This window comes from Asaia sp. A2 (assembly GCF_057319415.1).
This window is the reverse complement of sequence record NZ_JBXWTO010000002.1, coordinates 22,498-44,380: the sequence shown is the minus strand read 5'-3', so window position 1 is coordinate 44,380 and position 21,883 is coordinate 22,498. Positions and strand designations below refer to the sequence as shown.

23 protein-coding genes and 1 tRNA gene are annotated in these 21,883 nt (G+C 60.2%); 6 read left to right on the top strand and 18 right to left on the bottom strand.

Features of this window, described 5'->3' with window-relative positions; genetic code table 11:
• Positions 1-11: 11 nt before the first annotated feature.
• A tRNA-Asn gene (locus tag ACWNRM_RS02525) sits at positions 12-87 on the bottom strand.
• Positions 88-170: 83 nt separating this feature from the next.
• Between ACWNRM_RS02525 and ACWNRM_RS02520 the strand changes: the two genes are divergently transcribed.
• Positions 171-1,178, top strand: coding sequence for an ABC transporter substrate-binding protein (locus tag ACWNRM_RS02520; protein WP_485169360.1), 1,008 nt, complete (start codon positions 171-173; stop codon positions 1,176-1,178).
• A 148-nt stretch (positions 1,179-1,326) separates the two neighbouring features.
• On the opposite strand, the gene rnhA is transcribed toward ACWNRM_RS02520, so the two are convergent.
• The 3 genes from rnhA to ispH are packed head-to-tail and all read right to left on the bottom strand — an operon-like array spanning position 1,327 to position 3,817.
• On the bottom strand, positions 1,327-1,803 hold the full coding sequence (gene rnhA, locus ACWNRM_RS02515) for a ribonuclease HI (RefSeq protein WP_485169359.1): 477 nt from the start codon (positions 1,801-1,803) through the stop codon (positions 1,327-1,329).
• The gene (gene thrB / locus ACWNRM_RS02510) at positions 1,796-2,758 is read right to left on the bottom strand and encodes a homoserine kinase (protein WP_485169358.1); all 963 of its coding nucleotides are present in this window, start codon (positions 2,756-2,758) and stop codon (positions 1,796-1,798) included. The genes rnhA and thrB overlap by 8 nt, the downstream gene beginning before the upstream one ends.
• A gap of 45 nt (positions 2,759-2,803) precedes the next feature.
• Positions 2,804-3,817: a 4-hydroxy-3-methylbut-2-enyl diphosphate reductase gene (gene ispH, locus ACWNRM_RS02505; RefSeq protein WP_485169357.1), complete on the bottom strand. Its 1,014-nt coding sequence runs from the start codon at positions 3,815-3,817 to the stop codon at positions 2,804-2,806.
• 237 nt (positions 3,818-4,054) lie between these two features.
• Here ispH and ACWNRM_RS02500 point away from each other — a divergent pair, with 237 nt between their 5' ends.
• From ACWNRM_RS02500 to ACWNRM_RS02490, 3 genes are all read left to right on the top strand, one after another.
• Positions 4,055-4,621 carry a hypothetical protein gene (locus ACWNRM_RS02500; protein ID WP_485169356.1) on the top strand — a complete coding sequence of 189 codons (567 nt, stop codon included), beginning with the start codon at positions 4,055-4,057 and terminating at the stop codon, positions 4,619-4,621.
• Between the two features lie 94 nt (positions 4,622-4,715).
• Entirely contained in the window at positions 4,716-6,425 is a 1,710-nt protein-coding gene (locus ACWNRM_RS02495) for an alginate export family protein (RefSeq protein WP_485169355.1), read from the top strand.
• Positions 6,426-6,475: 50 nt separating this feature from the next.
• Complete coding sequence (locus tag ACWNRM_RS02490) at positions 6,476-8,416, top strand: OPT family oligopeptide transporter (protein WP_485169354.1); 1,941 nt, start codon at positions 6,476-6,478, stop codon at positions 8,414-8,416.
• A gap of 171 nt (positions 8,417-8,587) precedes the next feature.
• On the opposite strand, the gene ACWNRM_RS02485 is transcribed toward ACWNRM_RS02490, so the two are convergent.
• The 3 genes from ACWNRM_RS02485 to ACWNRM_RS02475 all read right to left on the bottom strand — a co-directional run bounded on the left by ACWNRM_RS02485 (position 8,588) and on the right by ACWNRM_RS02475 (position 10,829).
• Entirely contained in the window at positions 8,588-9,139 is a 552-nt protein-coding gene (locus ACWNRM_RS02485; protein ID WP_485169353.1) for a hypothetical protein, read from the bottom strand.
• Between the two features lie 578 nt (positions 9,140-9,717).
• Complete coding sequence (locus ACWNRM_RS02480; protein WP_485169352.1) at positions 9,718-10,257, bottom strand: cob(I)yrinic acid a,c-diamide adenosyltransferase; 540 nt, start codon at positions 10,255-10,257, stop codon at positions 9,718-9,720.
• Positions 10,254-10,829, bottom strand: a complete 576-nt coding sequence (locus ACWNRM_RS02475) for a DUF4142 domain-containing protein (RefSeq protein ID WP_485169351.1) — start codon at positions 10,827-10,829, stop codon at positions 10,254-10,256. The genes ACWNRM_RS02480 and ACWNRM_RS02475 overlap by 4 nt, the downstream gene beginning before the upstream one ends.
• Before the next feature lie 97 nt (positions 10,830-10,926).
• Between ACWNRM_RS02475 and ACWNRM_RS02470 the strand changes: the two genes are divergently transcribed.
• Positions 10,927-11,313, top strand: coding sequence for a DUF423 domain-containing protein (locus ACWNRM_RS02470; RefSeq protein ID WP_485169350.1), 387 nt, complete (start codon positions 10,927-10,929; stop codon positions 11,311-11,313).
• On the opposite strand, the gene ACWNRM_RS02465 is transcribed toward ACWNRM_RS02470, so the two are convergent.
• The gene (locus ACWNRM_RS02465) at positions 11,286-11,597 is read right to left on the bottom strand and encodes a hypothetical protein (RefSeq protein WP_485169349.1); all 312 of its coding nucleotides are present in this window, start codon (positions 11,595-11,597) and stop codon (positions 11,286-11,288) included. The two genes, ACWNRM_RS02470 and ACWNRM_RS02465, sit on opposite strands and share 28 nt — an antisense overlap.
• 156 nt (positions 11,598-11,753) lie before the next feature.
• Between ACWNRM_RS02465 and ACWNRM_RS02460 the strand changes: the two genes are divergently transcribed.
• A complete protein-coding gene (locus ACWNRM_RS02460) occupies positions 11,754-12,302 on the top strand; it encodes a thioredoxin family protein (RefSeq protein ID WP_485172142.1) in 549 nt (182 codons plus the stop codon).
• 96 nt (positions 12,303-12,398) lie between these two features.
• Here ACWNRM_RS02460 and ACWNRM_RS02455 read toward each other — a convergent pair whose 3' ends face one another.
• From ACWNRM_RS02455 to rpsP, 10 genes are all read right to left on the bottom strand, one after another.
• Positions 12,399-14,081, bottom strand: coding sequence for a M3 family oligoendopeptidase (locus ACWNRM_RS02455; RefSeq protein WP_485169347.1), 1,683 nt, complete (start codon positions 14,079-14,081; stop codon positions 12,399-12,401).
• A 116-nt stretch (positions 14,082-14,197) separates the two neighbouring features.
• A complete protein-coding gene (locus ACWNRM_RS02450; RefSeq protein WP_485169346.1) occupies positions 14,198-15,403 on the bottom strand; it encodes a pyridoxal phosphate-dependent aminotransferase in 1,206 nt (401 codons plus the stop codon).
• Positions 15,404-15,407: 4 nt separating this feature from the next.
• On the bottom strand, positions 15,408-16,610 hold the full coding sequence (locus ACWNRM_RS02445; protein WP_485169345.1) for a pyridoxal phosphate-dependent aminotransferase: 1,203 nt from the start codon (positions 16,608-16,610) through the stop codon (positions 15,408-15,410).
• Between the two features lie 19 nt (positions 16,611-16,629).
• The gene (gene leuB, locus ACWNRM_RS02440) at positions 16,630-17,739 is read right to left on the bottom strand and encodes a 3-isopropylmalate dehydrogenase (RefSeq protein ID WP_485169344.1); all 1,110 of its coding nucleotides are present in this window, start codon (positions 17,737-17,739) and stop codon (positions 16,630-16,632) included.
• Complete coding sequence (leuD, locus tag ACWNRM_RS02435; RefSeq protein ID WP_485169343.1) at positions 17,736-18,368, bottom strand: 3-isopropylmalate dehydratase small subunit; 633 nt, start codon at positions 18,366-18,368, stop codon at positions 17,736-17,738. Before leuD ends, leuB begins: the two co-directional genes overlap by 4 nt.
• Positions 18,368-19,771 carry a 3-isopropylmalate dehydratase large subunit gene (leuC, locus tag ACWNRM_RS02430; protein ID WP_485169505.1) on the bottom strand — a complete coding sequence of 468 codons (1,404 nt, stop codon included), beginning with the start codon at positions 19,769-19,771 and terminating at the stop codon, positions 18,368-18,370. Before leuC ends, leuD begins: the two co-directional genes overlap by 1 nt.
• Before the next feature lie 38 nt (positions 19,772-19,809).
• Complete coding sequence (rplS, locus tag ACWNRM_RS02425) at positions 19,810-20,190, bottom strand: 50S ribosomal protein L19 (protein WP_485169342.1); 381 nt, start codon at positions 20,188-20,190, stop codon at positions 19,810-19,812.
• A gap of 25 nt (positions 20,191-20,215) precedes the next feature.
• Positions 20,216-20,917 carry a tRNA (guanosine(37)-N1)-methyltransferase TrmD gene (trmD, locus tag ACWNRM_RS02420; RefSeq protein WP_062164272.1) on the bottom strand — a complete coding sequence of 234 codons (702 nt, stop codon included), beginning with the start codon at positions 20,915-20,917 and terminating at the stop codon, positions 20,216-20,218.
• A complete protein-coding gene (gene rimM, locus ACWNRM_RS02415) occupies positions 20,914-21,498 on the bottom strand; it encodes a ribosome maturation factor RimM (protein WP_485169341.1) in 585 nt (194 codons plus the stop codon). Before rimM ends, trmD begins: the two co-directional genes overlap by 4 nt.
• Before the next feature lie 31 nt (positions 21,499-21,529).
• Positions 21,530-21,865: a 30S ribosomal protein S16 gene (gene rpsP, locus ACWNRM_RS02410; protein ID WP_025841964.1), complete on the bottom strand. Its 336-nt coding sequence runs from the start codon at positions 21,863-21,865 to the stop codon at positions 21,530-21,532.
• Positions 21,866-21,883 lie beyond the last annotated feature (18 nt).

The window sequence follows — 21,883 nt, the reverse complement described above, 5'->3', positions numbered from 1 at the left end:
GGAGAAATGCCTGGCTCCCGAAGTAGGACTCGAACCTACGACCCAGCGATTAACAGTCGCTTGCTCTACCAACTGAGCTATTCGGGACCGGCGAGGCACTATCTAGCGAAAGCTTTTCATGGGGTAAACCCCCCTTTGTCATTTTTTTTGCATATGGAGTTTTTCTTCTGATGGCAGCGCCCTCCCGCCGACTTGTTCTCATGGGTGCAGGCGGCATCATTCTCGCTACAGTCCTGCAATCACGGCATGTTTTCCATCATCGCACACAGATCGCGACAGATGGCAAAGCACGGCGCGTGCGGCTGGCCTGGCCAGAACCTGACTATGATCCCCTGCTCTGGCTGTGCCAGCAGGGGCTTTTCGGTCGCTACAATCTGCAGGTCGAGATTGTTGAGGTTGGGGGCGGAAACAGCGCGATCGATGCCGTATTGAACGGCCGCGCTGATGCGGCCCTGAGCCCCCTGCTCGATTGGCTGCCCGTACTTTATCAGGACGACGCCGAGGACCTGCCGGCGAAACTGGCCTGCGGCATCAGGGGCGGCAGCTATCGGCTTCTGGTGCGACGCGACCTGAAGCTGCACAAGGTGGCTGACCTCGCTGGAAAGAAGATTGGTGTCGTGAGCCTGGAGGGAGCCGACCGACGATTCGTCAGCATCCAGCTGCGTCGCCGCGGGCTGCATCCTACCGATTCGGTGCATTGGGTTGCCATTCCTGCAGATGACATGGCCGATGCCCTGCGCGCAGGCGAACTCGATGCCGTTGCCATACATGACCCGATGGGATGGCGAATCCTGCAACAGACCAAGGGAGTCAGCTGGAACATGCTCGACAGCATGACGGGGGCCGAGCGCGACAGAATCGACCTAACACTCGGTATCGCAACCAGGGCTCTTGCTCAGGATCCCGGCCTCGCTGCCGCCCTCACCGCCGCGCTCAGCGATGCCCAGCACGAATTCCCTGCACATCGCGATGAGCTGGCGCTGCTGTGGGACAAGGACAAGGACGCACCGGACGATGCAAAGGGCATGCTGGATCGCGAAATTACCAGCCATCCGGTCACGGGGCATCCACTTCGTGTGCAGGTCGAGCAATATGTGGACGAGCTCAAACTGCTCGGCCTGATGCAGGACGCCGATAACGCAACCGATATCGCTCATCGTATCTGCCTGCCCGTCTGATCCGGGGTTTTCGCAAGGCTTGGATACGGGGGTGAGGCCCCGCGGTGTCTGACGGCGCTGTGACGCGCCGAGCCATGAGACATTGGGCGGGGGCTCGTCTCAGAGGGGCAAGAAAGATATTTGTGTCGGCACGCAATGGCCGGGGCCATCAGCCCCGCTCGATAGCCTCGCGTCCCGCAGTGGCAAGCTGGTCCACGCGTTCATTGTTGACGTTGCCGCTATGACCGCGCACCCAGAGCCAGGTCACATGGTGGCGCTTCTCCGCTTCCAGAATACGCTGCCACAGATCCATGTTCTTGACCGGATCACCCGCCGCATTGCGCCAGTTGCGTCTTACCCAGCCGGTATGCCAGCGCGTGATGCCATTGCGCAGATACTCGCTGTCGGTGTGGAGCGTTACATGACAGGGCCTGTTGAGCGCCTCAAGCGCCTCAGCCGCTGCCGTGAGTTCCATGCGGTTATTGGTGGTTTCGGGTTCGCCACCCGAAAGCTCACGTTCATGCCCGTTGGCACAGAGCAATGCGCCCCAGCCTCCAGGTCCCGGATTGGGGCGGCATCCCCCATCGGTCCAGATCTCGACCTGCGGCGCGCCCTCGGGGAGCGGTGCCTTGGCTGCCTCAGACATGGAGCAACCCCTTCGCATTCTCGCGCCAGGCTCGAAGCCTGTGATGATAGGCCAGCGGGTCCTTGCGTGTGACGATCGCATCCGCTGGCGTGTTGACCCAGTCAAAGAGCCGGGTCAGCAGGAAACGGATGGCAGCCCCCTGAACGAGCGCCGGCATGGCCGCCTTTTCCTCAACCGCGAGCGGCCGCACGGATTGATAGCCTCCCATCATCCCGGCAATGAGCGCGGGCGAGGCTGTCTGCTCGTCGGGAAAGCACCAGGCATTGAGGCAGATCGCCAGATCATAGGCATAGAGATCGGTGCAGGCGAAATAGAAATCGATCAGCCCGGAGACATTCCCGCCCTCAAAAAACACGTTGTCCGGGAAAAGATCCGCATGAATCTGCCCCTGCGGGAGGGTCCCTTCCTGCGGCCACGCCCCCAGCACGTCGGCAATGGCAAGCTGAAGCTCTTCAGTCAGGCCAGGATACAGGCTGTCGCCTGCGCCGTGGCAGGAGTTGAGCAACGGCTGCCAGGCCTGCGGACCAAGACTGTTTTCACGACGTGCCCGAAAGCCGTCCCCCAGCAGATGCAGCCGCGCCAGCGCCTGACCCAGCGAGAAGCACGCCCCCGCCGTGATCGTGGCAATCGGTCGGCCGGTGAGAAAGGTCGTGATCGCTGCCGGACGATCCATGAGCCGACGCAGGGCGACGCCGTCACGCGCAATCACCGGGGTCGGGCATTTGAGACCACGACGGGCAAGATGCTGCATCAGGCCAAGAAACCAGGGTAGCTCGGCCTCATTCATCCGCTTTTCATAGAGGGTGAGGATTGCGCGCCCGGCTTCGGTCTCGATCAGGTAATTGGTGTTCTCGACACCCTCGGCGATCCCATCCACGCTCTTGAGCGGACCGAGATCGTATTCCGCCAGAAAAGCCTCAAGCGTCTCTGGCGGGATGGTTGTATAAACCGCCATCGATTCAGGCGGACAGAAAAGCGTTCATGCGTGTACCGCCAGATCTCAGACGGGTTCGCCGAGCGGGCTGGGCAGACGGAACGCGACGTTTTCCTTCTTCACGATACGCTCCTCGATATCGAGCTTATAGCGAGTCGAGAGGGCATCGACCATTTCCTGAACCAGCGATTCAGGTGCCGAGGCCCCTGCCGTGATCCCGACCGTGGTAACACCTTCAAGCACGCTCCAGTCGAGCGCCGCCAGCTTGGGCACGAGAAGCGCACGCTTGGCGCCCGAGCGCTCGGCCACTTCACGCAGACGCTGCGAATTCGACGAGTTGGGCGAGCCAATCACGATCACCAGGTCGCTCTCCGGCGCAATGGCCTTCACGGCCTCCTGACGATTGGTGGTGGCGTAGCAGATATCTTCCTTCTTCGGCCCTTCGATGAGCGGGAAACGCTCACGCAGAATCGCGACGATCTCTGATGTATCATCCACCGAAAGTGTCGTCTGGGTGATAAAGGCAAGACGCGTCGGGTCGGCGGGCTGGACGGTACGGGCTTCTTCCGCATCGTTGATAAGCGTCACGGCGCCGTTGGGCAGCTGGCCCATCGTGCCGACGACTTCAGGATGGCCTGCATGGCCGATCATGAGGATATGACGGGCATCGGGGCCACCACCGGCAAAATGGCGCTCGGCTTCACGATGCACTTTCGAGACCAGTGGGCAGGTCGCATCTAGGTAAAGCAGGTTGCGACGCTGCGCCTCGGCCGGAACCGATTTCGGCACGCCATGCGCCGAAAACACGACATGGCCATCCGCAGGGACCTCGTCGAGCTCCTCGACGAAGATCGCGCCCTGCTCCTCAAGATTCTCGACAACAGTGCGGTTATGCACGATCTCGTGGCGGACATAGACAGGGGCGCCATAACGGCGGATGGCTTCTTCCACCACGCGGATGGCCCGGTCCACGCCAGCACAGAAGCCACGCGGCCCGGCCAGAAGAACGCGAAGCGTTTGTGCCCCGGACGCCTGCTCCGAGGTCTCTTGCGGGCGTGAAGTGGTCAAGGTGTCGGGCATGGTGTTCCCCAATCTCACGGCAGGCGGTATATGCGAACAAGCCCCATGGCAGCACGCATGTCAGATGATGCAACGCTTCGCGATATGGGCTCGCATATGGGAGCTACGCAACCCGTTGCCAGTATGCAAGCCCATGATTGATATGAGCCCGTGATTGCATGATCATTTGGCGTTGTGTCGCCACCATACCATACCGGGCTCGGTTTCCGCACCGGTGAATAGACGAGAGCCTTGTTCATGACCAGATATGCCCGCCAGTTCCTCCCTCTGCTCGCCATACTCGGCACGGGCACAGCCCTTACAGCCTGCAATCAGGACGATCAGAGCGCCTTTGCCCCTGTCTGCCCTCCGGTCGAAATCCTGAGTTCGGCAGCCGATTATTATCAGTATGATGGCCATGGACTGGATGCAGGCAGCCTCGTGACCCATGCGGCCATGAGCGGTCTGACCGGCAATTGTGAAGGCGCACCCAAGAAAACCGTTCGCTCACGCCTCAGCCTGGGCATTACGGTCGAGCGCGGCCCGGCCTCTGATGGCAAGGATATCGTCCTGCCCTATTTCGTGGCCGTGATGCGCGACGGCAAGATTATCGACAAGAAGGAATTCGAGGTTCCTGTCTCGTTTGCCGGCAACCAGTCCACCGTCTCGCTGCGTACGCCGGTACGCATCATCGATGTGCCAGCGTCGCCCGATCTGCAACTGACCAACTACTCCCTGAAGATCGGCTTCCAGCTCAGCCGTGAACAGCTTGACTACAACCAGACCCATCTGCGCCCGGCAAAATTCACTGCCCACACGAATTAAACCACATATCTATATAGTGTTTTTATAGAAACACTTTATATCTTCGTTTTATGCTGATACGCTGGGGAACCATCTTTCTCCGGAACGTTTCGTCATGCGCCCATATCCTGCCCTGCCTGCCCTGCTCCTGCTTGCAGGCTCGCTTCCCTGCGCCGCGCATGACGAAACCATCAATCAGGTCAAGACAGGCCGCACGGCGACGACCGCCACATCGGTTTCACGCCAGAAACCACGCGTTGATCCGACGGCCGCCGATGAACAAGTGACGGTAAGCGGCACCAGCCGACCCGAGATCCAGAACTTTCCCCATGCCGGGCCGGTGGGGCAGCCGCGACGCGTGACCCCGCTTCAAAACCGTCCCCCGCACGGGACGCAGGGTGACTGGGGTGTTTTCACGCGGGGAAACGGTGAATCTGCCGGGTTCGGCCCGATAGGCCGCTACGGTGTCGCCCCCTGGGCGGAAGACTGGTCTTTCCTGCGTGACAGGAAGCGCCATGATGATCTGTTCGATGCCATCAAATATATCCCGCTCAATGCCAGTGGCCGCTGGTGGCTCAGCTTTTCCGGCGAAACCCGCCTGCGCAACTGGTCGGAGGAGACGCCCTTTCTCGGGACACGTGGCCCGGCTGGCTCGGGGCGATTTGCCGTGCGCAACCTCTACGGTGCCGACCTTCACCTGGGCGAGCATGTGCGCTTCTTCGGCCAACTCATTAATGGTGATGCGGCTGGCTGGGGCGGTTTTGGCTACAACACCACCTATCGCAAGCGCCTCGACCTGCAACAGGGGTTCGTGGAACTGCGCTCCAGGCTTGCTGGCGCAAAGGCCGGGGTGATTGTGGGGCGTCAGCAGTTTCTCGATGCGCCATCCTATATTCTCTATAACCGTGAGACGCCCAACGTTCCCCTCTCCTGGAACGGTGTGCGTGGCTATGCCATCTGGCCGCGCCTGCGCGCAGATGTCTACGATTTCGTCGGCACGAATGTGACGTTCAACAAGATGTTTCATGACCGCGTGGACTGGAGCACCCGTCTGCACGGTATCGACGTGACCTGGGCACCGCCTTCCTTCTCTCTTGGGGCAGAGCGCGTGTCGTCCTTTCTCGACCTCTTCCTGATTGCCTTTCGCCTGGGCGGCAGTTCGGCGGCTCTCGCCTATAACCGGTCGACGCTCAACGGAACGACGGCGCGTCAGGATTACGGATTTCGCTGGTATGGCGGCGCGCCATCCTTTGAATTCTCGGTTGGCGGGCTCTATCAGGGGGGCAGTTTCGAGCTTAACCGTACCGGACAGAACCGGGCTGTCTCGGCTTATGCCTTCAACGCCATTGCCGGCTACCGCCATACACCCTCGCCACTACATCCCTTTATCGGTGTGCAGGCCGATTTGTATTCCGGTGGTTCCTCAAAAAGCAATAACGGCACCATCGGCACCTACATCGCCCCGTTCAACCCTCAGACGAACTATCTTGATACCACGACCTATATTGCACCAAGCAACCTCGTGAGCCTGTCGCCGGTCCTGCGTATCACGCCACGCAACTGGCTCAGCCTTCAGTTTAAAAGCCCGTTCTTCTGGCGTGAATCGACGGATGATGCTGTTTACGGTCCCTCGGGCGCTTACACGTTCAATAACCTGCATGGCGGGTTTATCGGCGTTGTGCCGCAGGCCTCGCTGACGCTACAGCTCAATCGTCACCTCACATGGACCCAATATGGGGCGCGCTTCTTCGGCTCGGACGGGTTGCGCGCAGCCGGTGGCAAGAGCGGAAGTTACTACCAGTCCAACTTCGTCTTTCGTTTCTGATCGCTTCGTCGTAGGACCAGTTCCTTACGAAATCGACACAGAGAGACAGCATGAGCAAGGCGACACGAGAATTAACCATAAGAGGACTCATTCTCGGCGCTCTGATCACGGTCATCTTCACAGCGTCCAATGTCTATCTTGGCCTCAAGATCGGCCTGACCTTTGCCTCATCCATTCCGGCGACTGTCATCTCCATGGCGGTGCTGCGGGCCCTCGGTGGCAGCACGATCCTGGAAAACAATCTGGTCCAGACACAGGCTTCGGCAGCGGGAACGTTAAGCTGCGTGTTTGCCACCATCCCCGGTCTGGTCATGATCGGATTCTGGGGCGGCTTTCCGTTCTGGCAGAGTTTCTTCATCACCCTGCTCGGTGGCGCGACGGGTGTCCTGTTCACAATCCCCCTGCGCCGCGCACTGGTCACCCATAGCGCCCTGCCATACCCTGAAGGCGTTGCCTGCGCCGAGATCCTACGCGTCGCCTCCCCCGAGGGAAACCAGCAGGCGCTCAGATCCCTGATCCGCGGCAGCGTGCTTGCTGCCGTCGTGACATTCATGAGCACCGGCTTGCGCGTAATGCAGGATGGCTGGAGCCTGACGCTCAGTCTCGGCCAGTCCATCTTCCGCCTGCAAGGGGCGTACTCCTTTGCGCTCATCGGTACGGGCTATCTGGTCGGGCTGACAGGCGGGCTCGCCATGCTGGGCGGCGTGGTGCTGGGCTGGGGAATTACCGTGCCCTGGCTCACGGCCATTCTGCCCCACCCGGCTGGCGTTTCGGCCACCGATTTCGCGACTGGAATATGGGTACACAAGGTGCGGTTCATGGGCGCTGGCACAATCGCCATCGCGGCACTCTGGACCGTTGGTTCCCTGCTTGGTCCCGTCGCGCGTGGCCTGAGGGAAGCCTTTTCTGGCACGCATCGCCAGACACTGGATGAGACGGACCGCGACCTGCCCCCCGCCATCATGAACATCCTGCTCGCAGCGCTCGTTCTCGGATTGGGCGCTTTGTTCACGCTCTTCCTGTGGCCCGTCACACCGCATGATTTCCTGCTGGTGGTCATGCTGGCTCTGGGCCTCGCTGCCTGTCTGTTCATCGGGTTTCTTGTGGCCAGCGCCTGCGGCTACATGGCCGGGATTATCGGATCATCCTCCTCTCCCATTTCCGGCATCTCGATCATCAGTGTCGTGGCGCTCTGCATGGCCCTGATGGGGCTCGAAGCCCTTCATCTGGTGCCGGGCGCACTCTCGGCCCATGACCAGCATATTGCCATTGCCTATATCCTGTTCGTGCTTACGGCCCTAACCGGCTCGGCCGCGATTTCAAACGACAATCTGCAGGATCTGAAAACCGGCCAGCTTGTCGGTGCCTCCCCCTGGAAGCAGGAAATCGTGCTGCTGATTGGCTGCGTGGTAGGCGCCCTGATCATCCCGCCCGTATTGAACGTGCTGTATCAGGCCTATGGTTTTGTCGGCACAATGCCTCGTCCGGACATGGATCCCACACGTGCACTCGCTGCACCGCAGCCCGCCCTCATGGTCGATCTGGCGCGCGGCATTCTGCTGCATAATCTCGACTGGACCATGATCCTGATCGGTGCTGCGATTGGTGCCGCCCTGATCGTGATTGACCGCCTGTTCAGGCTGCGTAATCTCGCCCTCCCCCCGCTGGCCGTAGGAATGGGCATCTATCTCCCAGCCGATGTGTCGGTCACTATCGCCATCGGCGCTGTAATCGGTCGGCTATTTGACAAGGCCCATCGTAACGACGTGCATGACGATGACAGTGCCGGCACAATGATCGCCTCGGGCTTCATCGTTGGTGAGAGCCTGATCGGTGTCGTGGTTGCCGTGCTGAGTGGCATGAGCGGCCACGGCGATCTCCTTGCGTTGCCGGTCGGCGCAGGGGTCACGCAGATCGTTGGTCTGGCCGTGTTTGCGGCAAGCCTGATCTGGTTCGCGCGCCAGCTGTCACGTTCACGCGGGCAGGAATAGAAATGCGTGGAATGGCAGGCGCGCGAGGATAGGGTGCCTTTGGCCCACGCACGATGAGAACCTGACGACCTGGTATGAGCCCATGAACTCAGAAGCCCTGAACGGGCAGCCGGACTCAGCATCCGGTTGTCAGCAACCTGCCATTTACCCACAACATCAAAAGAAGCGACCTTAGTCTTTCCACCACTGGACAGGCTCAGGCTCATGCGCTGGCTCAGCCGGCAGTCGCGCCTTTGGCGGACGCCCAGGGCCACGGGTCTTTTTCACCACGATTTCTTCGGTTGAGGCGACATGCTCGGCAATGGCTTTAGGGACCGCCACTTGCGCCTGCAGCCGCTCAATCATGATCTGCGCGTCAAGCAGGGCCTGCTCGGCATCGACGCAGCGCGTCTTGAGCTCTTTGACATGCAGTTTTTCATGTACAAGATGCGTCTCAAGCGTACGCAACTGCACCTGCGCATCACTTAACTCCCGCTGCACGTCCTCGGCGCGTCTTTGCTCCAGCTTGAGAAGGTTGCGCAGACGGTTGATTTCGTCACTGCTATCATCACCCTGCATCGGCATAGCCCGTTGCGCCATGCGTGAGCCCTGGTGATGCTCGACAACGACCTGCCCTTCCTGGACAAAGCGACGACGACGCGGCTCGACAGAAGATTTGGCATGATTTGTGTGAGTGCCGCGTTTGCGGCCACTGGTACCAAGACGTTCAAGCGCAAGACGCAAGGAGTCCTCGCTGATTTCACTTTCTGAACGATCTTCTTTATTTGATAAATCCGGGTTCATATCCACTTTACTTCATCCGGTCGAAAAATACTAATTTATCCACCACAAAATAACTACACTCTTCATCAGAAATATAATTAATCTCACAGCAATGATTCAGAGAGATTGATCTAGACAAACTTCTAGACCATTGACTTTTCGTTGTCACCTTGACGACACTCGGCGAAATACGCTGTTTGTGGGAGCGTAACAAATCAAATCCCAACAAGTACTTCTCATTAACCCTCAATCAATCTCGCGAATTATATCCCATGATATGATTATGCTTGCACATGCCCATATGGCGAAAACAAATCAACTTACAGGTGCGATTTGCACTCGATCCCAAGCTGCGGGCTGTCATGTGACATATTAACGTATATCACAGATATTTGTCCGACCACATAGCGACTTGCCAATCTAGCGGGAACTTTTTCACGAAAATCTGTCCATCATTGACGATAAGAGCGCAAACGCGGTTACCCACGACCTGCTGACCATTGGCAGCACTCATGCAGCGACACGTTGCGAGGCAGGTGTTATGCCTCGCGCGGCTGCCACAACACGTCTTTGCGGCCATCATCGTTAAAGTGCCGCGCAAGAACGAAAAAATAATCCGAAAGACGGTTGAGGAACGTTACGCCGCCTGCAAGTCGCGTCTGATTCAACGTGACAAGGCGCCGCTCTGATCGACGGGCGATGGTACGCGCCAGATGCGCCCAGCCCGCTCCATCTGTTCCCCCTGGCAATACGAAACTTCGCAGGGGCTCCTGCCCCTGCCGTAACCGTTCGATCTCGTTCTCCAGCCAACAGAGCTCGGCTTCGATATCGTTCATACCAATGTTACGGGCCGGGATGCACAGCACTGCCCCGATATCGAACAGCGTATTCTGGATACGAGCGAGTTCGTCCGCAAAGGCCCCGATAAGGCGTACCAGACCAATCACTGCATTGAGTTCATCGACACAGCCCATCGCCTCGATCAACGGATCATCCTTGCGCACGCGCTCGCCATCGCCGAGGGATGTCATCCCGCCATCACCACCGCGCGTCACGATCCGATCGAGGCGTACGCTCATCGGTGCGTGCCAGACCGATGCTTGCGCGTTGCGAGTTGCGGCAGCCAGCTGAAAGCTGAAGAGATGTAGCGCTGATCGAGTTTCTGCAGATCGGTCGCTGCAGCTTTCACATCGCTGTCCTTGGTGGTGGTAAACACCGTACCAATGGATGCCTGATTGGCCTGGGCGTCGTCGCGTATCGCCGTCATATAGGCGCGATCGAATGCGGGGCCGTGCAGCTTTGACAGTCGGTCTGTCTTCTCCTGATCGGCGGCCAGCACGGTGGTGGTGAGAGCAAGGTCATGCTTGCCAGCCAACGTCGACAGCGTCTTACGATGCGCCTCATAATCCTTCAGTGCGTCCTGACCCAGCGTTTTCACGTCGCTCGATCGAGCATGGTCTACCGTCAGCTTTGCCAGAGCAATTTCCGTAAGGTCGTGCTCATTGGCCTGCTGCAGGAAGGCGGCATCGGCCGTCGTAAAGGGCGGGGCCTTGTCCGGGAGCGGAGGCAACTTCGGATAGGCCGGCGTGCAGGCACAGAGCGGCAAAAGCGCAAGACCAACACGCAGCTCAGGTCTCAATCCGAATTTCATGGGCATTCCCTTTTTCTCGTTATCCCGGCGGTGCAACGCGTGTGGTAAAGGTTTGTTTTCCCGACCGAACCGCGTAGCGATGAAGAGTGTGCTTCCCATGATGAGATGGCAACGTTTGATTCTGACCTTGGCGGGGCTGTCTGGCTGTACCGGTGTCATGCTGGCTGCGCTTGATGCCCATCTGCCGGATACACACTTCATCCCCGGCGGCAGAGCTATGCTGGCACGAGGCGTTGAGATGCTCATGTGGCACACCATTGCGCTCATGGGTATTGCCCTGAGCGGCTGGAACGGCCTGCGCTGGGCGGCCTATCTCATGGCGCTCGGCATGGTCCTGTTTGTTGCCCCGGTGGTGACGCTGGCCCTGAACGGGCCAGCCCTCGGTTTCATTGCACCCTGGGGCGGCACGCTCACGATGCTGTCTTGGCTGCTGCTTGCCGTGCTGACGTGGCTTTCTCAGCGCCGGAACCGCGACAACGCGTAGACCAGGCCGGTCTGCACAGCCAGAGCCACGATGAAGCACGCCATCATGATTCCGATCAGAATAAGCTGCTCACGCCCGAGGCTCGTGTCGATGCCAAGCAGCGCATAGAGCTTCTGCCAGATTTGCGTGCCTGCAACGAACTGCACACCGTGGGAGAGAAAGGGTACAAAACGGATCAGGCAGGCGAGGACGAGTGTCAGACCGACAAGCCCGATGGTACGCAGCAGGGTCGTGGTGATCGAGACCTCTGTACCCGGATCGCTCACGGGCTGGCGCTGTTTCATGATGCGTTCCTCGCTCTCTTGTATTCCCACGGGACAGGAAACATTTCATACTCTGTCAGACTTTCAACCCCTCGCCATCGGACAAGCGCTTTTATCTCCGGGCCCCTGGCCCAGCTGTCCTGCCCCAATGCCCCTGCCAACCGAAAGGCCCGCCTCGTGTTCCAACGCAAATTCGGTGTTTTGACGTCCCTTGCCCTCGGTCTCTCGACGCTCTCGGTGGCGGCTCCTGCCTTTATCAGCAATGTGGCCTATGCTGAAGACGGACCGCCCGCGCCGCCGGTACTCGACAAGGATGTGCAGATCACACCGGCGAAGGATGTCTATCCTGATATCGCGTTGGCCAAGACACAGGTTGAGGAAGCCTTCGCCACTGCGGCTCGTACCAAGCGCAAGGTGCTGATCGATTTTGGCGGCAACTGGTGCCCTGACTGCCGCATGCTCGCCGGCATCTTCGAGCAGCCCGAAGTGGCGCAGTGGCTCGAATCGCAATTTGTTGTCGTGCCGGTCAATGTCGGTCGCATCGACCAGAATCTTGACATCGCCAAGCAATACGGCGTGACCATTCACGAAGTGCCCACAGTCCTGATCGTTACACCCGGGCGCACCCTGCTCAATGCCGATGGGGCGAACACGCTGGGCAATGCCCGTGCCATGTCCACACAGGCCGTTCTTGATCTGCTGGACAAGTGGAATCGTCGCGGCTAACGCGCCCGATCGCGCCGACCTGCCCCGAACCACGGATGCCAAGGGGCTGGGTCGACGCGATACCTGATCCGGCTGCGCCGGATCAGTGTGCCGGCGTCACATCATGAGCATCTGCTCGGCCTCGTGCACAATCTCAGCCAAGGCATCGTCCTCGAACGGCACAGTCAGCCCGGCCTGACGCACGATGGTGCAGAAAGCCTCGCTCCCGCCGACCTCGCAGAGGCCGCGATACAGATCGAGCGCGCGTGGCGCATCGACCTGGGCAATCAGCCAGACCTGCAATGCCACGCACAGCGCGAGCGTATAATCGATATAATAGAACGGCGAATTATAAATGTGGCGCTGGGCCTGCCAGCGGCCGCCCTTGGCCGGATAGGCCAGATCGCCCCAGTCCCGCCAGGGCATATACTGCTGTTCCAGACGCCGCCATGTTGCGTGGCGTTCCTGCGGCGTCATATCCGGGTGGGCGTAAATCTCGTGCTGGAAATGATCCACACAGGCGCCGTAGGGCAGGAAGCACAGGCTCTCGATCAGGTGCAGTCGGCGATAACGCTCGCCTGCCCCATCTTCCACCAACAAGTCGATTTCTGGCCAGGTCAGGAACTCCAGCCCCATCGAATGGATCTCGGCTGCCTCCATGGTGGGCCAGAGCATGTCAATTACCGGTTGTGAGCGGCTTTTCCAGTTCTGATAGGCGTGCCCCATCTCATGGGTGAAGACGCCGATATCGCCATGTGTTCCGTTGAAATTGGCAAAGATGAATGGCGTACCCTGCGTCGAAAACGACGTACAGAAGCCACCCCCGGCCTTCCCCCCACGGTTTTTGAGATCGACATAGTCGCGCTCGACCATTTCAGCGAAGAACGCGGCCATTTCTCCGCTTTCATCGAGGCGCGAGAACATCTCGCGGGCACGGGTGATCATCAGATCATAATCACCAGCCGGGCCAGGATTACCCCGTGGATCGACCAGGGCCTCATCCCAGGCCTTCAGACTGTCCCAGCCCATTTCAAGCTGTCGGCGTTGCAGCAGGGCCTGAACCAACGGTGTTACATGGGTGGCAATACGCTCGCGGAAACGGGCCACATCTGGGGCCGTGTAATCCGTGCGCCGCATGCGGCGGTAACCTAGCTCGACATAGGAGTTGAACCCGAGCGTCTGGGCCATTGCGACACGTACGCGCACCAGATCGTCGAAGATCCGGTCCAGCGTCTCACCATTTGCTTCGTAAAAGCTCCAGCGCGCCGCTTCAGCCTCATGACGCGTGGCCCGATCCGACTCCTGCTGGAATGGTTCGATGCCGGAGAGGTTGTGCGTTTCACCACGAAACGGAATCTCGGCCGCCGCGAGAAGCGCCGTGTACTCCGCACAAAGGCGGGCCTCTTCCGCCAGCATACTCTCGATACGCTCGTCGAAGGTGGTGATATCGGCCTCCCACAAGGAAAGCACATGGGCGGAGAGATGCTTCGCGGTCTCTTCTCGCGACGCGAGGAGGCGCTTCTTGATATCGGTCTCTAGCCCGGTCGCGTAAGGCGTCAGCGTATCGGCGTAGTTGCGAGCCGCCACATAATCGGCATTACGCGTATCCTGCGCGAAACGCAGTTCGACCAGCGCGGACCAGGATTCATAGGCGCGGCGCTGCGTATCGAACAGGGTGATGGCAGAAGCGATATCACCGGAATCGAGTGTCTCGCCAATAACCGCGTAAGCCTGATCGAGGCTCTCACGGCTCGGGGTGGGAAAATCAAGCGTATTGAATTCTGGAAAGGGTGTGATCATGCCTTATGGTCGCATCCCCCGGAGCGCACGTCCAGACGGCGCCCTTCTAGTCGGAGCAGGTTTGACCCGCACCCGGTTTGACAACCCTAAGGGCAATACTGCCCCCATAATAATGGTCAGGCCAGCGTATCGAGAAAATACGAGAGACGCTGACAGGCTTCACGCAGCATATCATCCGAGGCGGCGACGGAGAGACGGATATGACCGGGCTGACCGAAGGCACTGCCCGGCACCACACTCACATGCGCTTCCTCCAGAAGCGCCTCGGCAAACGCAACATCATCAATCAGAACGCGTCCCTTGGCTGTGGTCTTGCCCAGCGCCGCACCAATGCCCGGAAACGCGTAGAAAGCCCCCTCCGGCATGGCGCAGGAAACATGCTTCATGGCGCGCAGGGCCGTGACAACAATGTCGCGCCGCTGCTGATACACATCACGCATGGTATCGCGTCCCGCCGCCGGTGTGGCCAGCGCGGCCACTGCCCCCGCCTGCGCCAGCGTGCAGATGCCTGACGTCGCGTTGCTCTGGATGCTCGTCATGGCCTTGATCAAGGGCTGAGGCCCACCACAAAACCCGACACGCCATCCAGTCATGGCATAGGCCTTGGCCATGCCATTGATCGTCAGGATGCGGTCTTTCAGATCCGGCGCAACAGAAGCAAGAGACACATGACGGCGTCCGTCGAAAGTCAGATGCTCATAGATCTCATCGGCCATGACCAGAACATGCGGCGCGTCACGCAGTACAGCGGCGATCGCCTCCAGATCATCGCGTTCGAGAATGGCCCCGCTGGGATTGTTCGGGAAATTCAGGACCAGCCAGCGTGTGTGCGGCGTAATCGCAGCGCGCAAAGCTTCGGCACGCAGTCGAAACCGATCGCTCTCAAGGCAGGGTACCGGTACCGCAACGCCGCCCATCATCTGCGCAATGATCGGATAACTCACCCAATAGGGCACGGGGACAATCACCTCATCGCCCGGGTCGATGGTTGCGGCAAAGGCATTGTAGATGAGCTGCTTGCCACCATTGCCGATCAGAATCTCTTCCGGTGCGTAGCTTAGCCCGTTTTCGTCGAGAAATTTCTTCGCAACGGCGGCCTTGAGCGCGGGCTGACCGCCAACGGGTGGATATTTCGTATCGCCGCGCAGCCCCGCCTGATAGGCCGCCTCCACTGCCTCAGGCGGTGAAGGAAAATCGGGCTCGCCCAATGCGAGGGAAATTACGTCCACACCCGCCGCACGCAGGGTGCGCGCCTTGGCGGACATGGCTATGGTGGCAGGCTGCGGCAGGCCGTGCAGGCGCTGCGCAAGACGAAAACTCACTGCTTCAGCTCAGAGCGGCGCAGAAGCGCTGGATACGGGTGCAAGCCTCGCGCAGGCTCTCGGTATCGGTCGCATAAGAGATACGGAAATATCCAGGCGTCAGGAAGGCGCTGCCATGGACAGCGGCAACACCCGTCTCCTCAAGCAGTTCAGTGACAAAGACCTCGTCATTCTCGATGACCTTGCCGGACGTTGTCTTCTTGCCGATCAGCCCCGCGATGGAGGGGAACACATAGAATGCGCCCTCTGGTCTTGTGCAGGTCAGACCCGGTGCCTGAGCCAGCATGGACAGGACGAGATCGCGTCGGCCCTGATAGACTGACACCATCTCACCGATGAAATCCTGCGGTCCTGTCACAGCCTCAAGCGCTGCGGCCTGAGCGATAGAGCAAGGATTGCTCGTGCTCTGTCCCTGAAGCTTGATGAGCGCCTTGGTCAGTTCGACGGGCGCAGCCGAGAAACCGATGCGCCAGCCCGTCATGGCATAGGCCTTGGACACACCATTCATGGTCACCACGCGCTCGCGCAGCTTCGGTTCAACCTGCACCAGTGTCTTGCTCACATGGCCGTCATAGACCAGCTTGGCATAGATATCGTCGGTCAGCACCCAGATGCGCGGGTGATCAAGCAGCACGTCGCACAGCGCACGCAGATCGGCTTCAGAGTAAACCGCGCCGGTCGGGTTGCAGGGCGAGTTGAGCACCAGCCACTTGGTCCTGGGCGTGATCGCTGCACGAAGGGCTTCGGCGTCGAGCCGGAAGCCGTTCTCGGGATTTGTCTGAACGATGACAGGCGTGCCATCGGCCAGCGCCACAATATCGGGATAGGAGACCCAGGCCGGTGCCGGGATGATCACCTCGTCCCCAGCATCGAGCGTGGCCGTGAACACGTCATAGATGACCTGCTTGCCGCCCGTGGAGACGACAATCTCCTCTGCCTTGTAATCGAGGCCGAAATCACGGTTCAGCCAGGCGGCAACCGCCTTGCGCAGCGGGGCCGTTCCAGCAACGTCCGTATAGCGCGTCTCGCCACGGGCGATGGCGTCGCAGGCGGCCTGCTTGACGTTTTGCGGCGTGTCGAAATCCGGCTCACCGGCAGAGAGGCTGATAATGTCCCGCCCTGCTTCTTTCAGGGCCCGCGCTTTCTGCGTGATGGCGATCGTCTGGCTGGGAGAGATCCGGTTGAGCCGGGCAGCGATCAGGGACATATCTTCCTCCGGCTGGCTCTCAGGCCAGCTTCTGCATTTCCTGAAGAACAGCGGCGCCCATTTCCTCGGTGCCGACGCGGTTCATACCATCGGACATGATATCGGCCGTGCGCAAGCCACTGGCGAGCACATTTGATACCGCCTTCTCGATCAGGCAGGCCTCGTCTTCACGCTGAAGCGAATAACGCAGCAGCATGGCGAAAGAGAGGATCTGCGCCAGCGGGTTTGCAATACCCTGCCCTGCAATATCCGGTGCCGAACCATGAATGGGCTCGTACAGCGCATGGCGCTTGCCGCTCTCCTGCACCGGGCCCAGCGTGGCCGAGGGCAGCATGCCCAGCGAGCCGGTCAGCATGGAGGCCAGATCGGAAAGAAGGTCACCAAACAGATTGCCGGTCACGATCACGTCGAACTGCTTCGGGTTGCGAACCAGCTGCATGGCGCAGTTATCGGCCAGCATATGGCTGAGCGTGACATCGCTGTACTCACGCGCATGCAGCGCGGTCACAACCTGCTTCCACAGCAGACCGCTTTCCATCACGTTGCACTTCTCGACCGAGCAGACGCGATTATCGCGCAGACGGGCCAGTTCGAACGCAACACGGGCCACGCGCTCGATTTCCGAGGTCGCATAGACTTCGGTATTGATTCCGCGCTGTGAGCCATCGGCCAGCGTTTCGATGCCACGTGGCTCGCCAAAATAGATGCCACCCACCGTCTCGCGAACGATCATGATGTCGAGACCGGCCACGAGTTCCGGCTTCAGCGAGGAGGCATTGACCAGAGGCGGAAAGACCTGAGCCGGGCGCAGATTGGCGAAAAGCTCGAGTTCCTGACGCAGGCCCAGAATAGCCGCCTCGGGGCGCTTGTCGAACGAGACCTCGCTCCATTTCGGATCGCCAACCGAGCCGAACAGCACGGCATCGGCTTCCTTGGCCAGCGCCACAACTTCGGGGCGCAGCGGCACGCCGTGAACAGCCAGCGAAGCCCCCCCGACGAGCTCTTCCGTCATGTCCAGCTTGAGGCCCTTGGCCTCGTCCAGCCAGCGCGCAATCTTGACGACTTCGCGCATGACCTCGGGGCCAATCCCGTCGCCGGGAAGAACGAGTAGCTTATGGGCCTGGCTCACGAAACCGTCTCCATCACAATGGTGGGGCGCCAGGATTCGTCTCTCTGGCGCTTCTGCTCGAAGGACGCGATGGCGCTGTCATGCTGCAGGGTCTGCCCGATATCATCGAGCCCCTCGATCAGCATGTGCTTGCGAAACGCATCAACCTCAAACGCAATGGTGCTGCCATCGGGACGCTGAACGACCTGCTTCTCCAGATCGACAGTGATGCGGGCATTGGACCCCATCTGCGCATCTTCCATGAGGCTCTCACAGATTTCGCGCGGCAGACGGATCGGCAGGATGCCGTTCTTGAAGCAGTTATTGAAGAAGATATCTGCAAAGCTCGGCGCAATCACGCAGCGGATACCGAAATCCAGCAGCGCCCAAGGCGCGTGTTCACGCGAGGAACCGCAGCCGAAATTGTCCAGCGTGACCAGAATCTCGGCCTGGCGGTAGGGCTCGCGATTCAGCACGAATTCCGGCTTTTCCGATCCGTCCTCGTTGTAGCGCTGCGCGGCAAAGGCGTTCTTGCCAAGGCCGCTGCGCTGGATGGTCTTGAGAAAACGTGCCGGGATAATCTGGTCCGTGTCGATGTTCTCGACCGGCATCGGGGCCGCAATGGCGGTGAGTGTGGTGAACTTGTCCATTATGCCATCTCCCGCACATCGACAAAGCAGCCTGTGACCGCCGCCGCAGCAGCCATCGCAGGCGAGCAGAGATGCGTCCGACCACCCGGCCCCTGACGCCCTTCAAAATTACGGTTTGAGGTCGAGGCACAGCGCTGGCCAGATGTCAGCTTGTCCGGGTTCATGCCCAGGCACATCGAGCACCCGGCCTCGCGCCATTCAAATCCCGCTTCGCGGAAAATCTGATCCAGCCCTTCGGCTTCGGCGGCGGCCTTCACATGGCCCGACCCCGGCACGACCATGGCGCGCACACCCGGCGCCACATGGCGGCCCTTGGCAATGGCGGCTGCTGAGCGCAGATCCTCGATGCGGCTATTGGTGCAGGAGCCGATAAACGCTACGTCGATCTTGGTCCCGGCGATCTTCTGACCGGCTTCGAGACCCATATAATCGAGCATACGCTGTACCTGACGCGCACGGGCCGGATCGTTGCAGCTTGCCGGATCGGGCACGATGCCATCAATACCAATAACGTCCTCGGGGCTGGTACCCCAGGTTAGATTGGGCTGGATGGAGGCGGCATCGAGCGTCACCTCAGTGTCGAACACCGCACCGTCATCGGTGGCCAGGGTGCGCCAATAGGCGCAGGCCTTCTCGAAATCTTCGCCTTTGGGGGCAAAGCGGCGGCCCTCGACATAGGCAAAGGTCGTCTCGTCCGGCGCAATCAACCCGGCGCGGGCACCTGCTTCGATCGACATGTTGCACAGCGTCATGCGCCCGGCCATGTCGAGCGCACGGATGGCGTCGCCTGCGAACTCCATCACGTGACCCGTTCCGCCAGCGGTCCCGATCTTGCCGATGATGGCGAGCATGATGTCCTTGGCCGTCACGCCGGGCCCAACCTGGCCTGCCACCGTGATGCGCATGTTCTTGGCCGGCTTCTGCAGCAGGGTCTGCGTGGCCATGACATGCTCGACCTCTGAGGTGCCGATACCGAAGGCCAGAGCCCCCATCGCACCATGGGTCGAGGTATGGCTGTCACCGCAGACGATGGTCATGCCAGGCAGGGAGATGCCCTGCTCGGGTCCCACCACATGCACGATCCCCTGGTCTTTCGAGCGCAGCTTGAAATAGGGAACGCCGAATTCGGCAACGTTCTTTTCGAGCGTCTCGATCTGGAGCCGGGATTCCGGCTCCTCGATCGGCAGCGAGCGGTCCGAGGTCGGCACATTGTGATCGACCACGGCAACCGTCGCATCCGGACGACGCAGGCGCCGCCCGGACATCCGCAGGCCCTCGAAAGCCTGCGGGCTTGTCACCTCATGGAGAAGGTGCCGGTCTATGTATAGGATGCAGGTGCCGTCCGGGAGGCGTTCGACCACATGGTCATCCCAGATTTTATCGAACAATGTTCGCGCCACCATACTCTCCTTCGTCATGAACCGGTTTTGACTATCCTGATTTAGGAAGCCGTCTTGACAACGTCACGGGGACGCTCGGCGATACGAGCCGACTTGCCGCTACGCTCACGCAGATAATACAGCTTTGCACGACGCACCTTGCCACGACGGACAACAGCGATCTCAGCGATGGAAGGGGAGTAGAGCGGGAAGATACGCTCAACGCCTTCACCGTTCGAAATCTTGCGAACCGTGAAGTTGCTGTTCAGGCCCTTGTTGGAACGGGCAATCACAACGCCTTCGTAGGCCTGTACGCGCTCACGCGTGCCTTCAACAACGCGCACGCCAACGCGCACGGTGTCACCGGCCTGGAATTCTGGAACCGGACGGGCGGCGGTCAGACGCTCGATTTCGCGCGCCTCATACTGCTGGACAATGTTCATGGTACTTCTCCGAGAAAACGAAAATTTATCTGTTGGTCTTGGCTTCAGCATAGGCCGCCCAGAGGTCGGGGCGTCTGGCCTGTGTCACAAGGCAGGCCTGCTCGTGACGCCAGGCCGCAATCGCAGCATGATGTCCTGAAAGCAGGATGTCCGGCACATCCATGCCATCCCATGAGGCTGGCTTGGTGTAATGCGGGTATTCAAGCAGACCGTCACCGAAGCTTTCTTCGGCATCGCTCAGCTCGGACCCCATCACACCGGGCAGAAGGCGCACGCAGGAATCGAGCAGTGCATAGGCAGGGATTTCCCCGCCCGACAGCACGAAATCGCCAAGCGAAATCTGCACGACATTGCGTCGCTCCAGAACACGCTCGTCAACGCCCTCGAAGCGCCCGCACAGCACCACAACCCCGTCACCCGATGCGAACTCGCGCGACTGCGCCTGTGTCAGGCGTGCGCCACGCGGCGTCGGGTAGATGACCGGGCGGCCATCGGCTTCGATCGAGTCCAGCGCCTCGGCAACCACATCGGCCCGAAGCACCATGCCCGCGCCACCACCGAATGGCGTGTCATCCACGGCGCGATGACGCCCGCGACCGAAATCACGCAGATCATGCACACCCAAAGACCAGACGCCTTCTTCAAGCGCTCGCCCCGCCAGGGAGAACCCCAGCGGCCCCGGAAACATGTCCGGAAAAAGGGTGAGAATATCAGCGCGCCAGGTCATGAACGCACCGCCACATCGGCCTTGCCCGACAGATCACCCTCGACTTCCACCTCATGCGGCGGCTCGACAATGATCCGGCCCTGATCGAACAGGATTTCGGGCACACAGGCATGGGTGAAGGGCACGATCAGATCCTGACCCTTGTCATCCTGCCCTGCGGCCGTGATTTCGAGGCTGACACCCGCGCCGTAATCATGAATGACCGCAACCGTGCCCAGCACCGTGCCCTCGCGGGTTTCGGCGCGCAGCCCGATCAGATCGGCATGATAGAACTCGTCCTCATCCGTATCGGGCAGGCAGTCCCGGCCGACATAGAGCTTGAGGTTCACGAGACGCGACGCTTCATCGCGGTCAGTAACGGGGCGACCCGACGCGTCGAACAGACGTGCGATGCCATGACCCTGCCATTCCGCCCGCCATACGCGCCCCTTCTCGTCATGCAATGCCCCGATATCCTCGACCGAAGCCGGGTCATCGGTTGCCGCGAAAAGATGCACGAGCCCCTTCACGCCATGGGGCCTGCCCACGGTCGCGACCAGAATATCTTTCGATACATCCGAAGGGGCGCTGACGGTCGTCATGGAATACTGAAGCCTATCCCTGGTCTACGGCTCAGGCTGCGGCCTTGGCGGCTGCACGCTCCTGGGCGCGCTTCTTCGGCGCAGACTGCTTGGGCTGCTCGTTGTAAACGGGCTTTTCGATCAGACCGGCATTGCCAAGGAAGCGGGCAACGCGATCGGTCGCCTGCGCGCCGTTCGACAGCCAATGCTTGATACGCTCGTCGTTCAGACGGATGCGGTCGGCGTGATCGGAAGGCAGCATCGGGTTGTAGGCGCCAACCTTCTCGATGAAGCGTCCGTCACGCGGGCTGCGGCTGTCTGAAATCACGATGTGGTAGTACGGACGCTTCTTGGCACCTGCACGCGAAAGGCGGATCTTAACGCTCATTTTTTAAACTCCAGGGTA